General features: G+C 47.6%; 16 protein-coding genes. 13 read left to right on the top strand and 3 right to left on the bottom strand.

All coding sequences use genetic code 11. The annotated features are described in order from the left end of the window. Positions 1-126: 126 nt before the first annotated feature. Complete coding sequence (locus EIZ48_RS15920) at positions 127-1548, top strand: alpha-amylase family glycosyl hydrolase (RefSeq protein WP_160653349.1); 1422 nt, start codon at positions 127-129, stop codon at positions 1546-1548. A 56-nt stretch (positions 1549-1604) separates the two neighbouring features. Here the strand turns inward: EIZ48_RS15920 and EIZ48_RS15925 are convergent, their stop codons facing one another. Continuing rightward, positions 1605-1880 (bottom strand): PepSY domain-containing protein, encoded by a 276-nt coding sequence (locus EIZ48_RS15925; protein WP_160653352.1) that lies wholly within the window; start codon positions 1878-1880, stop codon positions 1605-1607. A 332-nt stretch (positions 1881-2212) separates the two neighbouring features. Between EIZ48_RS15925 and EIZ48_RS15930 the strand changes: the two genes are divergently transcribed. Together EIZ48_RS15930 and EIZ48_RS15935 are read left to right on the top strand one after the other, a co-directional pair. After that, entirely contained in the window at positions 2213-2596 is a 384-nt protein-coding gene (locus EIZ48_RS15930; protein WP_160653355.1) for a hypothetical protein, read from the top strand. Between the two features lie 11 nt (positions 2597-2607). Continuing rightward, the gene (locus EIZ48_RS15935) at positions 2608-3993 is read left to right on the top strand and encodes a class II fumarate hydratase (protein ID WP_160653357.1); all 1386 of its coding nucleotides are present in this window, start codon (positions 2608-2610) and stop codon (positions 3991-3993) included. Between the two features lie 93 nt (positions 3994-4086). On the opposite strand, the gene EIZ48_RS15940 is transcribed toward EIZ48_RS15935, so the two are convergent. Further along, a complete protein-coding gene (locus tag EIZ48_RS15940) occupies positions 4087-4794 on the bottom strand; it encodes an EAL domain-containing protein (protein WP_160653360.1) in 708 nt (235 codons plus the stop codon). Between the two features lie 398 nt (positions 4795-5192). Between EIZ48_RS15940 and EIZ48_RS15945 the strand changes: the two genes are divergently transcribed. Beyond that, the gene (locus EIZ48_RS15945; RefSeq protein WP_160653362.1) at positions 5193-5897 is read left to right on the top strand and encodes an HAD family hydrolase; all 705 of its coding nucleotides are present in this window, start codon (positions 5193-5195) and stop codon (positions 5895-5897) included. A 46-nt stretch (positions 5898-5943) separates the two neighbouring features. Here the strand turns inward: EIZ48_RS15945 and EIZ48_RS15950 are convergent, their stop codons facing one another. Further along, entirely contained in the window at positions 5944-6699 is a 756-nt protein-coding gene (locus EIZ48_RS15950) for a DeoR family transcriptional regulator (RefSeq protein ID WP_160653365.1), read from the bottom strand. Between the two features lie 135 nt (positions 6700-6834). Between EIZ48_RS15950 and EIZ48_RS15955 the strand changes: the two genes are divergently transcribed. The 9 genes from EIZ48_RS15955 to EIZ48_RS15995 all read left to right on the top strand — a co-directional run bounded on the left by EIZ48_RS15955 (position 6835) and on the right by EIZ48_RS15995 (position 15468). Then, positions 6835-7473 (top strand): HAD-IA family hydrolase, encoded by a 639-nt coding sequence (locus EIZ48_RS15955; protein WP_160653368.1) that lies wholly within the window; start codon positions 6835-6837, stop codon positions 7471-7473. A 203-nt stretch (positions 7474-7676) separates the two neighbouring features. Continuing rightward, positions 7677-8213 carry a cytochrome b gene (locus EIZ48_RS15960; RefSeq protein WP_160653371.1) on the top strand — a complete coding sequence of 179 codons (537 nt, stop codon included), beginning with the start codon at positions 7677-7679 and terminating at the stop codon, positions 8211-8213. 2 nt (positions 8214-8215) lie between these two features. After that, entirely contained in the window at positions 8216-8785 is a 570-nt protein-coding gene (locus tag EIZ48_RS15965) for a YceI family protein (RefSeq protein WP_160653373.1), read from the top strand. A gap of 201 nt (positions 8786-8986) precedes the next feature. Further along, complete coding sequence (locus EIZ48_RS15970; RefSeq protein ID WP_160653376.1) at positions 8987-9718, top strand: DUF2076 domain-containing protein; 732 nt, start codon at positions 8987-8989, stop codon at positions 9716-9718. Positions 9719-9789: 71 nt separating this feature from the next. Next, entirely contained in the window at positions 9790-10548 is a 759-nt protein-coding gene (locus EIZ48_RS15975) for a hypothetical protein (RefSeq protein ID WP_160653379.1), read from the top strand. 118 nt (positions 10549-10666) lie between these two features. Then, entirely contained in the window at positions 10667-11023 is a 357-nt protein-coding gene (locus EIZ48_RS15980) for a DUF6677 family protein (protein ID WP_160653382.1), read from the top strand. A gap of 89 nt (positions 11024-11112) precedes the next feature. Continuing rightward, positions 11113-11820 (top strand): metallophosphoesterase, encoded by a 708-nt coding sequence (locus EIZ48_RS15985; protein WP_160653386.1) that lies wholly within the window; start codon positions 11113-11115, stop codon positions 11818-11820. A 72-nt stretch (positions 11821-11892) separates the two neighbouring features. After that, entirely contained in the window at positions 11893-12495 is a 603-nt protein-coding gene (locus EIZ48_RS15990; protein ID WP_160653389.1) for an ECF-type sigma factor, read from the top strand. Then, positions 12496-15468 (top strand): serine/threonine protein kinase, encoded by a 2973-nt coding sequence (locus EIZ48_RS15995; RefSeq protein ID WP_160653392.1) that lies wholly within the window; start codon positions 12496-12498, stop codon positions 15466-15468. The last annotated feature ends 11 nt before the right edge of the window (positions 15469-15479 follow it).

The raw sequence follows: 15479 nt of genomic DNA on the forward strand, positions 1-15479 counted from the left end.
GCCCGAATTTGCTAGCTAAACGGCTCTACTCCCCCTGTCTCCTACCTCTTTGGGAGGTAGATAGCTGAATACTTTTTCAAATACAGCCAGTAGACTTTCTGTAGATTGTTAATGGAAGCACAAAACATGACGACGAGCTTTTCAACTCACCTATCGCCAAAGGCAACCAATGTTATTCTCCATGCCTTTGACTGGCCTTACAGCCGTATAGCTGAAAATGCCGAAGCCATTGCCAAATCAGGCTTCAAAGCGGTACTAGTATCGCCACCGATGAAGTCCAAAATAACGAACAAAGGCACTCAATGGTGGCAACGATACCAACCACAGGACTACCGGGTTATTGACAACCAACTCGGCAATACTGCTGATTTCGAGCAGATGACAACAACCTTAAAACAACACGACTTGCTGGTTTATGCCGATATTGTATTCAACCACATGGCCAACGAGTCCGATCTTCGCACTGATCTTGACTACCCTAACGCGGGCATATTGCAAGACTATGACGAGAAAGAAGAATATTTTGAATCGATAAGGTTATTTGGCGATTTATCTCAACCGCTTTTCACCGAAAGTGACTTTGTTCAGGCATTTCCGATCGAAAACTGGAAAGATCCATGGCAAGTACAGAACGGCCGTATTAGCAGCGGGCATGAAGATCCCGGGTTACCGACGCTCAAATGCAATAATAATGTAGTAAAAATACAACAGTCCTACCTAAAAGCGTTAAAGCTATTAGGTATAAGTGGATTTCGTATTGACGCGGCCAAACATTTGACCCTTGAGCACATTCAACAGGTTTGGGACGAAAAGATCAGTGAAGGCACCCACATTTTCGGAGAGATCATTACCGACGGTGGCGCAACGAAAGAAGAATATGAGCTATTTCTCAAGCCATACCTAAAAGACACCCGGCTTGGCGCGTATGACTTCCCGTTATTTCATTCTCTTTTCAACGTGTTTGAAAAAGGAGAACCGATCACGGATCTAGCCAATCCATACTCTGTCGGTCAGGCGCTTGCTAATGATCGAGCTATTACCTTCGCAACGACCCACGACATTCCCAACAATGACGTGTTCCTCAACCAAGTCATGACCGAGCACAACGAGCGACTGGCCTATTGTTACGTGCTGGGCCGTGACGGTGGCGTACCACTGATCTACTCGGACTTGGATACCAGCGGTATTCTGTCGGATAACGGAAAACCAAGATGGCTCGATACCTGGCAGGATCCTATGATGCAAAACATGATCCGGTTCCATAACCTTACCCATGGCGAACCGATGCACAGCTTCGATCATAGTGACGATCTGCTGATGTTCCAACGCGGGGATACCGGTATCGTGGTGATCAACAACGGTAGCAAGGAGAACACTATTTCGCTTCCGGCAGGTAACTATATGGACTTGCTCGATATGGACGGCACATTAATTGAAACCGCTGAAGTAGTGACATCCGGGAAGGCGTGTCCAGACAATAATAACAACGATACGTGTTATCAGATAAGGCTTCCCGCTAAATCCTGCGCAATGTTAGTCAGAACCTAGCAGAAAAACAGCAGACAGTTGGATAGGTTAAAGGTTGATAGCCGAGTGCTATCAGCCTAATCAATATCAGTAATCTTGCCCGTATAAAGGTCGATTTCAAGTTCTACCTTGCGGCCTTCTTTGTCTCGCGCTTCAACTTCAATTTCGTTCTCTTCGCGCTCCACCTTAATCTTCCTGAAATCATGGTAGCCTTGGTTTTGGAGCATTCTCATCGCCTTGGGGACGGTCAACGCACTGGAGGTTGTCTCTTCAACCGGATCAGCCATTGCCGGTACCGCTGCAAGCAGGCTGCCAAGGCACACCCAAGACGCAAAGACACTTAATACTTTCATACTACTTCCCACAAAAAAGTATGTGATAGGTCATCATACCAGAGCAATCACACTATCAATGATCACAAGCGCTAAATGATTGTGAGCCAAGTCACGTTATATGCCATATAACACATGAATTCACTCTAAGGGTAATTGCGAACACCACACGATATTCCGCTCACAAATAAAGGGGGGCGCAATATATTATTGCAAACCAACCCTCGCCTACCGGCAAGGCCAATGAGAAAGATAGTATAAACTTAATCGTAAACCATTATTGCACCTTGCACATTTCAACCTTAGATGATAATAATTATCAATTCGATCACTGCAAGGGGTTGGTTCACTACATGGAAAAAAAAGCACGGCTCTATAGCCTATTTTTCAAAGCAGAAGAGCGATTTCTTAATCACCCTGTCATACCTGGTTTCGAGCCTGATATCATTATCGAGTTTGTCCAGTCAGGGCTTAATCTCGCCTCCTATTACTGTCGCCACTCGCCTAACTATAACCCTTTGCTTCAAGAACTCTTTTTACGCCGAGTATTCTTTCATCTCACAGACGCCATTGCGCATAGAGGGCATTCGCGAATTTTCCGCCGCATCTGCCTTGATCATCTGCATTGCCCTTTATTGGCGTTGAAGAAACATTACGGCCAGTCAGACGAAGGGAAGCGCCAGCTTCATTCTCTGCAACGTAACCTCTTGCAATTACACCACACCTCCGGATTCTAAGGATATCTATCATGAACTCCCGTTATCGCATCGAGAAAGACAGCATGGGCGATGTTCACGTCCCGCAAGATGCCCTCTATCAGGCTCAGACCCAGCGAGCTGTCGACAACTTTCCGATCAGCGGCATTACCATGCCCAAGCAGTTCATTCAGGCACTGGCTTTTGTCAAGCAAGCAGCGGCACGCAGCAATTTAGAGCTCAAGTTACTCGAGCATAATATTGCCCACGCCATTATTGATAGCTGCCAGGAAATCATTGACGGCCAACATTTGGAGCAGTTTCCTATCGATGTCTTCCAGACAGGTTCAGGAACCAGCTCAAACATGAATGCCAATGAAGTGATAGCCACTCTGGCCAGCCAGAAAAGTGGTAAAACGGTCAGCCCCAACGACCATGTCAACATGGGGCAAAGCAGTAATGACGTCATCCCGACCACTATTCAGGTCAGTGCCGCCCTTACCTGCCACTTCCAGCTATTTCCTGCACTGCAGCACCTGATTGACACTATTGATAGCAAAACGGAATCTGTTGGCCACGTGGTAAAAACAGGCCGTACCCACTTGATGGATGCTATGCCAGTCACACTCGGCCAGGAACTGCAGGGCTGGAAGATACAACTTGAAAAAGCGCAGTTGGGCATCACACATGCGCTGGAAAATGTGACAGCACTGGCCCAGGGTGGCACCGCGGTAGGTACCGGGATCAATGCCGAGCCAGAATTCGCGGCTATTTTTGCCAATAATATCTCTGTCTCGACAGAAATCAATTTCTCCTGCAGCGATAACTTTTTCTATAACCTGGGCAGCCAGGATGCCATTGTCGCCTTATCTGGCCAGCTCAAGACAGCTGCGGTGGCCGTCATGAAAATATCCAATGACTTACGTTGGATGAACTCAGGCCCGCTTGCCGGTCTGGGCGAAATAGAATTAGAAGCTCTTCAACCGGGCTCCTCTATCATGCCGGGTAAAGTGAACCCTGTGATCCCCGAGGCAGCGGCTATGGTTGCAGCTCAGGTTATCGGCAATGACACCACAATCACCGTTGGTGGACAATCAGGTAATTTCCAGCTCAATGTAATGCTGCCTGTGATCGCGCTTAACCTCATACAGAGTATTGAGCTACTTGCCAATGCATCCACGCTGCTGGCAGATAAAGCCATCGGTAGCTTCACCGTCCGGGAAGATAACTTGCAGTTGGCTCTGGCAAAGAACCCGATATTGGTGACAGCGCTCAATCCGGTAATTGGCTATCTGAAAGCCGCAGAAATAGCCAAGAAAGCCTACAAAGAACAAAGGCCGATTATCGATGTCGCGGAAGAGGAAACAGATCTCAGCCGTTCAGAGCTTGAGTCGCTCCTCAACCCGAAAAAACTCACCGAAGGTGGCGTTGCTCACTAGGCTTAACCAATAATGATTCTCTCATTTTCTGCTGACAACAACGGAAAATGAGAGGGCTTCGACAGCAGCATAAAGAATAGGCAATCGGCTCTATCAAATAGACTCGAAAAGACAAGGAAGTTCGCTCACCAGCACAGGGCGGCCAATGTAATAACCTTGCATATAATCGACCCCCAACTCCCTAACCGTATTGAAGTCGTTCTGGCTTTCGATCCCTTCCGTCAATACTTTGGCATTGAGTTCATGTGCCAGGTTAATAACAGCCTGAAGTTCTTCCGGCTTACCATCTATGTAGTCCGTCAACAAGCTGCGGTCGACCTTAATAATGTCCGGGTTAACTTTCCTGACACGGCTTTCCGATGAAGCATCGACACCATAATCATCTATCGCAATACGGAAACCGTAATCCTGCATATCCTGAAGCGAACTCACCAGCAGCCGGTCATTGGCACAGGTATGCTCGAGGATTTCAAAATAAATCCTGTCATTCGACAAACCCAGCTCCTTGACTCTAGAAATAAGCGAGTTATACCCATATTGCTGACTACCGGCATCTAACGCTGCAATGGGCGTCATATTCAAAAACAATGCGCCGTCAGAGACAAAACGCACAAAATTTCGTAAGTGTATAACCCGGGCCAAACGATCAAGGTTTATCCGATCACTGGAAGGCATAAAACCTGTACTAAAGAAAGGCTCTGTCTGTAACTGCAGTCCATCCTGACCATAAATTCTAAGCAGCGCTTCATAACCAAACAGCGCACCAGACGCTGAGACTATTGGCTGGAAAGCACTTTTCATCGTGTTTCCCTTATAGTAAGCACTGCAACTCCCGACCTCCGATTGAGTCAGGTGCTGTTCGAGCTCATCCCTTGTTCTTAATATTCTCGCCACTGACTATCCATAGTTGCCGATGTGATATAAACAAACATAATTCTTCCCGCATACTTTCATAGCAACCGTACAATATCTTAGGAAGCAACTCACATAATTCCTTTGGACTATACAGATTTTTCAGATCTACATTCGTTTCACTAATGAGACAGTATTTGATTTTCAGTCAGTTATGACGAGTAACACTATGTCTGACAACCGTCTGCCTTCAAAAATACATAGGAATGAAAGGGTACTGTCATAATCCCTCACTATGCTCTGCGCTTATACAAAAAGACAGATGAAAAGATGAAAGGAAGAGCAGTTTGACACACACGAACCAGGCTATTAGCAGCAAGCCTTATCTGGCTGTATTTGATCTTGATGAAACGCTTATTGCTGCTGACTCTGCTTGCCTATGGAGTGAATTTATCGCTGAAAAAGAGCTGGCATCAGATACACACCTGGCAGAAGAACGCGAATTAATGTCAGCTTATGCCAACGGGACGATGGACATGGATAGGTACATGCAGGCGACCCTGAAACCTATTATCGGCATGGACAGCAAAACGCTGACTCAACTGGTGGCAGAGTTCATCGAGAGGAAAATCAAACCGGCATTTTATGCCGATGCTATTTCTCGCATTCAATGGCACAAACAACGCGGCGATATAGTCTTGGTGATTTCGGCAACAGGTGAACACCTGGTAAAACCTATTGCTAAGTTGCTCGGTGCCGATGATGTCATTGCGATAAACCTCGAACAGATTAACGGCATCATCACCGGCAGAACAACCGGAACACTCAGTTATCAACAAGGAAAGGTGACAAGAATGAAAGCATGGATAGACGATCACGACATCCAGTTCAAAGGAAGCTATGGCTATAGCGACTCAATCAATGATTTGCCGATGCTTGATGCCGTCGACCGCCCGTTTGCCGTCAATCCAGACCCTGCTTTGGCACTACATGCACAAATGCAGGATTGGACGATAATGGACTGGCGCCACGAGAACAACATTTTGCGGTAAGGCTGTACCTCCAGCAAGCATAGGCCTTTTCTAATACGGAAAGGCTTTAAGCTTTGATAATCTCAACTCCGGCTTCTGACAACTCTGCCAAAATAGCCTCATTAGCATCTTTGCTGGTCACCAGAGCCGACAGTTTATCGAACGAAGCAATAAAGTGAGTACCCACTTTATCCAGCTTACTGGCATCGGCTAACCCAACCACAGTCTCAGATTGCGCTATCATGACTTTCAATGTCTGAGCTTCTTCCAGATTATTGATCATTAATCCCGAACTGGTATGCAATGCAAACACGCCAAGGAAGCATAGATCGAAATGAATTTCCTGCAACATTGCGTTAGTTGCAGCGCCGACAGACATAATCGCAGGCTTAAATACTCGCCCGCCGACTAAGATAAGCTCGATATTTTCATATGAGATAAGCTGACTGGCAATGAGCGGACTGGGGGTCACCACCGTAAACGGAAAATGCGTCGGCAAATTCTGGGCAATGTGCAAACACGTTGAACCGGAGTCAATCAGTACAGTTTGCCCCGGCTGAATGAATGACAGTGCCTTAAGGGCTATGGCCTGTTTCGCCGGCTCAACTTCATCCTTTCGGTCGCGATAGTCGACCAGATCGTGCTGGCAAGGCAAAGCACCACCATGTACCCGCCGCAACAGCCCTTGCTGGGACAGACTGTTCAGATCACGCCTTACTGTATCTTCAGACACGCCCAAGTGATGACTCAGCTCCGTGGCATATACCCTGCCCTGCGCCCGCAGCATCTCTAATATTCTATGTTGCCTTTCTTGTAATAACACTTTGCCGTTCTCTGCATGTTTTTACGTGATTTTACTGTATTCAAGCGGAATTACCAGTTGCAAACCTGCAAGTTACTGCGCTAACATGCGTGAAATAAAGTTATTTTGCATGATTTTGCATTTTTGAGAGGTTCTATGGTCGATGTTAAGGCAATCTTATTCGATTTAGACGGTACGCTTGTTGATTCAACCTCTTGTGTTGAAGCCGTTTGGGAGGAGTGGGCTACAAGGCACGATGTCGATAAAGACAGACTGCTGGCAGAAGTACATGGTTGCCGGGCCTTGGAAGTTATCCCAAAGTTCAAACCAGAGCTGAATGTCCTGGAGGAAAATGACAAGCTGCTCAAGCAAGAAATCGAGCACGCATCCGAAGTAACACTTATCCCGGGCGCTGATTCTCTATTACATTCCCTCAAAAATTTGCCATGGGGAATCGTTACCATGAGCTCAAGAGAACTGGCACGTGCCAAACTGGAAGCCACTGGGCTGCCGATGCCTGATGTACTTATTACTGCAGACGATATTACCCACGGCAAACCTAACCCCGAATCGTACCTGTTGGGAGCCGAGAAGCTGAAAGTCGAGCCATCTCAATGTTTGGTGTTTGAAGATGCTATTTCAGGGATAAAAAGTGCAAACAGCGCCGGAATGCAGGTAATTCAAATAGTATTTTCTGGTCATAGCGACATTCAAACCGATATTCTAAGCCATATCGAAGACATGACGTCTGTTTCAGTTACTGCAACAGATAAATACCTGACTATTCGCGTATAAGTTACTCATAATATTCAAGTATACAAAGAGCAGCTCTAGTGCAATTCCCCCTGCCTGAGCTGCTCGCCTTCCCACTGTTTCGGCTCCCTCAAAATAGTTCATTCAAATAATTTGATGTTGTTGTTCAACTTGCGTGACTTATGTTTCACAAATTAATAACTAAAATATAGCTATTCAAGTTTGGAACAGATTGATTTGCCGTAATGAAAAATGCACCGAAACCTTATGACTGGCTATCTATTACTATTCACTGGCTCTCTGCCGTTGTGATCATCGGCTTATTTGCCGTTGGGCTGTGGATGGTTGATTTGAACTACTATTCTCAATGGTATAAACCGGTTCCGCACTGGCATAAATCAGCCGGTCTATGTCTAGCTTTTGTCACCCTTTTCCGCCTTGTTTGGAAAACCCTCAAAGGCCACCCGGCCATTGAAGGTGCCCGTTGGGAGCAAATGGGAGCAAAAATGGCTCATTGGGTTATCTATGTCATGCTATTCGGGCTTTTTATTTCGGGCTATCTGATTTCCACTGCCGACGGGCGAGCCATTGAAGTGTTCAACTGGTTCTCGGTTCCAGCGGCAGGTGAACTGTTTCCTAACCAGGCAGATATTGCTGGCGAGGTTCACTACTACCTTGCATTCGGCCTGATCGGGCTGGCTGCGCTGCACGCACTTGCTGCTTTAAAGCATCACTATATCAACAAAGACAATACGTTAAAAAAAATGTTGGGAGTAAAGTAAACATGAAAAAGCAACTACTGGCTCTGGGTCTACTGACTGCGTTATCTATTCCGTCTATTGCTTCTGCAGCAGACTACATGATTGACACCAAGGGAGCACACGCTTCCATCAACCTCAAAATCAAGCATCTCGGCTATAGCTGGATCAAGGGACGTTTTAATACTTTCGACGGTACTTTCAGCTACGATCCAATGAATATCTCGGCATCCAAAGTAAGCGTGAATGTAGATACCACCAGCTTTGATACCAACCACGCAGAGCGTGACAAGCACGTACGCAGCGAAGATTTTCTGGACGTGAAAAAATACTCAACGGCAACATTTACCAGTAACAAGGTCGAACCAAAAGGCAACGGCGAAATGACTATCACTGGTGATCTGACCCTTCACGGCCAGACCAAGCCGATTGCCATTGATGCCGTGTTTGTCGGTGAAGGCGAAGATCCGTGGGGAGGCTACCGCGCAGGCTTTACCGGTACAACCCGCATTGAGCTCAAAGACTTCGGTATTCAGGTAATGGGTGAATCAAGCTACGCCGATCTTGAGCTACATGTCGAAGGTATTCGTCAGTAACATCCATCAGTAACAACACACTGTCCTTTCCTTTTAATCCGGCATTTTGCCGGATTTTTTTATCTGCGTGTACAATACTGATAATCAAAAATAGTTACCTATAGTAACAGATTGAAATATACCCTCTGAGCTAGGATGATAGGCCCAAGCTCAAGGGAATATCGATAACAAAGTTATCGCGTTAAAGAGAAGGTAAAGAAAATGACACCACAAGAAAAAGAACTGATTCAAAATGTTGCCAATAAACTGAAGCAAAGCCCGGACAAAACCAAGGATGCTGACGCTGAGAAACTGATTGGCGATGAAATCGGTTCCCAGCAGGATGCCATCTACAAGCTGACTCAAGCCGTGCTGGTACAGGAAATGGCGCTCAAGGAGATGAAACAGAAGAACGAATACCTTGAGAAGTGTGTCGAGCACCACAAGTCAGAATCAAACCGAGGTGCTTTCAGCAAAATGATGGGCGGCAACCGCCCGGCACCTCAACCACCTAGGCCTGCACATCAACCAAGCGCATTCGGCAGCTTCATGCAAACAGCCGCAAGCGTCGCGGTTGGTATGGTGGCCGGTAATATGATCAGCAATGCCCTATTCGGCAATGATGAACCAGCTGCGGACGAGATGGCCGCTGCGGATGCTGCACCAGATGCCGCGATGGATGAAGGCCTGGCATCTGCTGAAGAAAGTACTGGCGGCTTCCTGGATGACTCATCTGGCTTTGCCTCTGACTATACCGAGACCAGTGGTGGCTTTGGTAATGCCGGATTCGGTGACGCTGGTTTCGGAGAGAGTGGCTTCGGTGAAGGCGGGTTTGGTGATGCTGGATTTGATGACAGCTTTGCCAATGCACCGTCGGATGATGGCGGTTTTGGCGGCGGTGACAGCTTCTTCGGCGGCGGTGATGACTTCGGTTTTGGTGACGACGACGTCTAAGACTGAATATTATTCATAGACTAGAAGCTCAACAGCTCACATTTTAGCTGTTGCGTTTCTTATTATAGAAGATGCAGCTACTTCTCCTCTTCTCCATTTTCATTGGCATGCTGGTGCTCGTTCGCCAGCTTGAGGTTTTTGCTGCATCCAAGTTAGCGCAGTACGGTAAATACCGTTTGCGCTACCTTACTGCCTTTATCGGCACCCCGGTTCACGAGCTCAGCCACGCCTTGCTATGCGTGCTTGCCCGGCACAAGATCCATGAGATCAAGCTGCTGCAATTAAACGGCAGTAGTCAACTTGGTTATGTCCATCACAGCTTTAATCCCAAAAGCCTTTACCAGCAATGCGGACGGTTCTTCATTGGCATTGCCCCCGTCTTCGGCGGCCTGCTAACCATGGCTATCATGTCGAAAATCATCTACCCGCATTACGGCTTTGGACAGTTGGTTGGAGCCAACCAGAACAAACTGCTAGCTATCAGCAGTGTTTCTGGCTACCTGGATGTTTTTGCGCAGAACATAGGACACGCTCTGGCGCTCTTTACCGAGCTTTTCAATCAGGGAAAACTGAAATTTATTGTATGGTTTTTCGCGATGGCGTCCATTACGAGCCATATTTGTCCTTCTGCCTCAGACATGAAGGGGGCGGCAATCGGCGCCCTGTTCCTATCGGCCCTGCTCGCTTTTCTCTTCTTCGTTGTAAATATTAATCTCTATAGTATCGCCTTAACAACTATCAGTCTGCTGCTGGGTATCCTGATGCTGTTTTTCCTGGTGCTTATCATCTATTTCCTACTGATTATCGTTATTGCCAGGTTGCTGCCTTAATACCAGCGCTTCATCTTTTTCATTTCTTTTTGCGTAATTTTCTCTGGATTTCCGTCCCTCGTTATTTGCTCTGCCGATATGGATACTAAGCGCATTCCCAAACAATGAGATAGACAACATGAGCATTCAAGACACACTACATTCAGAGCGCATCCGCAACCAATTAAAGAACAACATGATTGGTGTTTTCCTTAACTTTATCCTGCCCGGCCTTGGCCACTGCTATGCCGGCAAGGTGATGTTCGGCCTTATCTTCATGCTGATTTCTGTGGTATGTATTTTCACCGCATTTCTCATTGTACCCGGCATTATTTATCTTGGTATCTGGATCTGGACCATGGTGGCTGTCAACCGCCTGATCAAGAACAACAACGAGCAAATCCTCAGCAAGGAGCTGGCAGCGCTTAACCCGGAAGAAGGCACAAAGCCCCTTGCTAATACAGCCGAAAACACCACAGTAAACGAAGCCAACTAACTGCTCCCTCCCCCAAGGATTTAAGGCAAAATATTAACCTTGCCTTAAATCCCTACTTACTTTCTACGCTTGCACTATACGGGTTTTCAATGCGCCCTTTTATTCCTCGCCACTTTCACCAAGCGATAACAAGAAATACAGCTGGAACCGATTTTATTGTCAGCGATATTCACGGCCAGTACCGGCAACTTTACCGCGAACTAACGCGCTGTCAGTTCCGTCCCGACAGAGACAGGCTGTTTAGTACCGGGGACTTGATCTCCCGCGGCCCGCAGAGCCCGCACTGCCTGGAGCTGCTTTTACAACCGTGGTTTTGTCCCGTACTGGGCAACCACGAACAACTATTCCTGTTAGGATTTTCCAATCAGACGTTCTGGGACAAGCTTATCGATAACGGAAGCAGCTGGTTAAAGGCTTTCCTCCACCAGCCGCAAATGCTGCTTCGCTGGCAGACCCTGATTTCACTCCGGATGCCACTGGCATTAACTCTGTCATTTGCTCATCAGCAAATTGGCATTAGCCATGCCACTGCCCCAAGGGACTGGCACGAGGTTGTAAAAGGCCAACTGAGTACTGAAGAAGTGTGGCGAATGTTATGGAATCGAAGCGATATCGACACTGTGGGCAAAACATCTATACGCAATATTAACCTGACACTGCATGGACATAACCCAAGCTGCAAACCGGTCTACCGTCAGAACCAGTGCTGGCTAATGAGTGACGATGGTAACCAGAGCCTGGTGGTCAAACCGATCAAATACTATACAGAACACCAGAACCAGTCTGAATTTACGTAAAAAAGCAGGATTTCTCTGTAAAGTCACTTTATTATCAGTTGGTTAATGATTCCAATGAGTATAGAGCCGAACATGGTCAAACCGTCAATCACTCGCCTGACAGAAAGAGACGATGCCACCCAGCTACTCGAAGGGTGGCGTTCTCGAGATAAGAAAGCCGAACAGCTCTTTTTTGCCGCTGCCTACGAGGATATCAAGGCCATTGTCAGACGGCTGCGGGAAAAAAACGATCCGAGCAAAACTATATTGTGCGATGCATCGGTTACCGAGCTTAGCCATGAGGCCATTCTGAAGCTCAACCGCTGGCGCAATGACGAAACCCCCTTTACTCATCGCAAAGAGTTTATCGAATATGTTCGCCGCTCGGTGTGGCATTTGTTGTTCGCCGATCCCGACGAGATGGCCAAGCGCCAGGAGTGCAAACTGGCCTACCTGTCACAGCTTAACGATACGCAGAATGATAGCATCACGCCCGATATGTCACAAAGTCACGACCTGCACAAGGCATTGCTGGAACTCAGAAATCGCTATCCCGAGCAAGCCGAGGTCTTTGAGTATAAGCATTTTGCTGCCGTCACCAATAAAGAAATCGCCACCTTGCTCAAGGTCAGCGAAAGAACCGTCAACAACCGCTTGCAGTTTGCCACGCACTTTTTGAAAAAAAGCCTGACCTAAATGGAAATATCCGATCTCTACGCCGAACTTCTTGATCTAACTCCCGATGAGCAGCAACTGCGTCTGGCAGCCCTGAGCAAAGATTACCCAGATGAAGTCGCCGATCTTGCCGACATGCTCGCACTGTCGCTTACCGGCATTACCCTACTGGGTGAAAATATAATTGCCAGTGAAGTAGGCACGCCTAATCCGCTAGCCTCGCTCATTGGTCAAAAGGTCATGGGGTTTACCCTTTCCGAAGTACTGTCGGAAGGCGGTGCCACCGGGATGGTTTTTCTCGCCCGGCAAACAGTCGAATCGCCCACCGGTAATGAACAAGCCCAGCACTATGCAGCCGTGAAGGTTCTGCGCCAGAATATTCTTACCGCCAGCGAGACCGACAAACTGTTTTTTCGTGAAAGCAGTAACCTTATGGCGGCAAAGCACCCGAAGATTTGTCAGCTCTTTGGCGTCGATAAAATAGACAGCCATGACTGCATCGTGACCGAGTACATTGACGGCAAAATGCTGCATCAGCATCTCGATATGAAAAGGCTTACACGCACCGAACGCCTGATGCTGTTCAGGCAAGTGCTTGAAGGAATGGCTTTCGCCCACAGCCGGGGGCTCTACCATGGCGATATTAAGCCGCAGAACATTTTGGTTGATGGCCGCGGTCAGATAAAAATCATCGATTTGGGTTTTAGCCGCCAGTTCGACGATAATCATGCCATCAGCCCGGACAATGCCGCCCATTATATCAACGCATTCTCTCGACACTGGAGTGCACCTGAGCAGCAGTCCCAGGTGTGGTATAAAGCGCGATCGGATATCTATTCGCTGGGTGTTCTTTTGTTCTACATGCTCAGCCTGAGATGGCCGGATATCAACGGTTTCGATACCGACTTTTCTGCCACTAATGCCCTCTGCACCTTCTCAGATATTGATCCTGAGCTCGCTGCTATCATCAGTAAGGCTACGCAGCCAGAGGCTATAGAGCGCTATCGCGATGCCGATGAGCTACTCGAAGAAATCGACGCCTATCTGGCAGGGCGGCCCGTTAATGCCTATTCAAGCAAAAGTAGCTATCGGTTAAGAAAGGCCATCCAGCGTCAGCCTTTCTTATCCTCCAGCCTACTGGCACTAATATTGTCAGTTGTCGGAGGGACGGCTATTGTCACTCACCAATACATCACGTTACTCAATGAGCAGCGGTCGAACCGCCAGGTTATCAATCAGATAAGTAACACCTTAGCTTTCACCCGCCCGGCACTGACCGATACGATAAAAGCGCCATCGATCAACGATTTATTCACATACGCCGCTCAGCAATGGCACCATAGCCAACAAAACCTGACCCCGGATGCGCGTTACCATACGGGGATCATTTACGCCAACGGCCTGATTGCCCTAAGACAATATCAAGTTGCCATCGAGCTGCTCTCTGCACTCAAGGAGCAAGCTGAACAGACTCATGAGCCGACCGAGCGCAGCCATTACATTACAACCTTGCTTATCCGGGCTCAGCGCCTATCCGAGCAACTCAACCCGGCCTGTAACCCGGATTACCAATCACCGGATTTTTCACCCTTATCATGCCCGAGCAACCAGTTGGCTCAGCCATACTTTGCCCGGTTTGACAGCCAAGGCACATTTTCCTTGGCTGAGTTAGGATTGCTCGCTGAGATCCTCAAAGTTCCACAGCAGACCGACGATGACATTTATCTGTCACGATATAAATATCTATCGCAGTCCTTGGCTCAGCAGGTGACATCTCAGGCTGCTGAGTGGAAACAGCTCCCGCTTGCCCAGAAGAAAGGAATCTATGATCTGCTAACCGGACTGGACTCCCGCTCTGCAATGCTCCTCATGGGATCACGTTTCACATGGCTGACAGATAAGCAAAAAGAGGCGCTTGTACAGGAACCAGCAAACTGGATATCTGACGATCTCACTGCCAGTGAAAAATACCAGATCCTCGATCTTGCCAGTATGGTTTCCTACAGCCTTGGTAATAACGACTTTGGCCAAAAATACGACGAACAAAAACAGGCTCAGCGTAAGCAGTCGCTACCGCTCAACGAGCTTCACTTGTCATTTCAACCGGTGATGGGAATAACCTGGGAGAGTTACAATGAGAGCCAGCACCAGTTATATGAGTCGGTCAAAGAACTGATCAACGGCTTCCGCGAATCGAATGCCCATACCCATAGTGCCTTTGACAATCTGGTAAATGCCTATTTGTTAATTGGCGATCTCAAGGGTGCTAAAGCGAGCTCGCAGCTATTATCGTCATCTTATATGTACTCCAGCAACGCCAATATCAATGCGTACGGAACTGCCCCTTCAGACATGACACTTGCAATCTGGTACCGAGACTGGAGTGCGTTCCGTCAGGCCTACAAGCGTTATAGCGGGATCAGGAAAATTTATCGCAAACAATACCCGGATCAAGGACTGGAGCCAGAGCGCTATTTTGATCTGTTTGCGGCTATTCTTAATGGCGGCGCTGCTAAGCAAGATATTGAAAGCCTGAGACAAAGCTATTTGCCCTACACAGACAAACTAGCAGCTGATGTGTATATCCACTACGCAAGACTGCTCACAGGTGAAACTGAAGCGGCTATTGCTGGCTTTAAGGAATTAATGCAGGACAATCAGGATGATACCAGGTTGTTGTTCACCCATAACAACCTCCCGGCATGGGACGATGCAAGCGCGCTCTATGGCAGGCTGCTTATCCTTTCGGGACAAGAAAAACGTGGTATCCGCTACCTTACAAAGAAGCGTGAATTCAGCATTTTGAAGCACCCAGAATCATTGTATAACCTGCTGCCAAGCCTCTATCTGGCAGAAGCTTATGCAAAGCAAGGGAATCATAAGCAGCTAAAGGCAGAAGTGAGCAATATAGCCCCCTATATCGACCGGTTGGAATTTCGTGGTGATCTTAAGTCACTCGTTGATAAGGTCGTGAGGCCACACTCAGCTGAATAAAAAAAAGCCAC

The organism is Photobacterium alginatilyticum, assembly GCF_009910675.1.
Taxonomy (GTDB): domain Bacteria; phylum Pseudomonadota; class Gammaproteobacteria; order Enterobacterales; family Vibrionaceae; genus Photobacterium; species Photobacterium alginatilyticum.

Excerpts from the sequence above, each read along its gene's own strand:
- EIZ48_RS15920 (WP_160653349.1), top strand. The coding sequence starts at position 127 with ATGACGACGAGCTTTTCAACTCACCTATCGCCAAAGGCAACCAATGTT.
- EIZ48_RS15925 (WP_160653352.1), bottom strand. The coding sequence starts at position 1,880 with ATGAAAGTATTAAGTGTCTTTGCGTCTTGGGTGTGCCTTGGCAGCCTG.
- EIZ48_RS15930 (WP_160653355.1), top strand. The coding sequence starts at position 2,213 with ATGGAAAAAAAAGCACGGCTCTATAGCCTATTTTTCAAAGCAGAAGAG.
- EIZ48_RS15935 (WP_160653357.1), top strand. The coding sequence starts at position 2,608 with ATGAACTCCCGTTATCGCATCGAGAAAGACAGCATGGGCGATGTTCAC.
- EIZ48_RS15940 (WP_160653360.1), bottom strand. The coding sequence starts at position 4,794 with ATGAAAAGTGCTTTCCAGCCAATAGTCTCAGCGTCTGGTGCGCTGTTT.
- EIZ48_RS15955 (WP_160653368.1), top strand. The coding sequence starts at position 6,835 with ATGGTCGATGTTAAGGCAATCTTATTCGATTTAGACGGTACGCTTGTT.
- EIZ48_RS15960 (WP_160653371.1), top strand. The coding sequence starts at position 7,677 with ATGAAAAATGCACCGAAACCTTATGACTGGCTATCTATTACTATTCAC.
- EIZ48_RS15965 (WP_160653373.1), top strand. The coding sequence starts at position 8,216 with ATGAAAAAGCAACTACTGGCTCTGGGTCTACTGACTGCGTTATCTATT.
- EIZ48_RS15970 (WP_160653376.1), top strand. The coding sequence starts at position 8,987 with ATGACACCACAAGAAAAAGAACTGATTCAAAATGTTGCCAATAAACTG.
- EIZ48_RS15975 (WP_160653379.1), top strand. The coding sequence starts at position 9,790 with ATGCAGCTACTTCTCCTCTTCTCCATTTTCATTGGCATGCTGGTGCTC.
- EIZ48_RS15980 (WP_160653382.1), top strand. The coding sequence starts at position 10,667 with ATGAGCATTCAAGACACACTACATTCAGAGCGCATCCGCAACCAATTA.
- EIZ48_RS15985 (WP_160653386.1), top strand. The coding sequence starts at position 11,113 with ATGCGCCCTTTTATTCCTCGCCACTTTCACCAAGCGATAACAAGAAAT.
- EIZ48_RS15990 (WP_160653389.1), top strand. The coding sequence starts at position 11,893 with ATGGTCAAACCGTCAATCACTCGCCTGACAGAAAGAGACGATGCCACC.
- EIZ48_RS15995 (WP_160653392.1), top strand. The coding sequence starts at position 12,496 with ATGGAAATATCCGATCTCTACGCCGAACTTCTTGATCTAACTCCCGAT.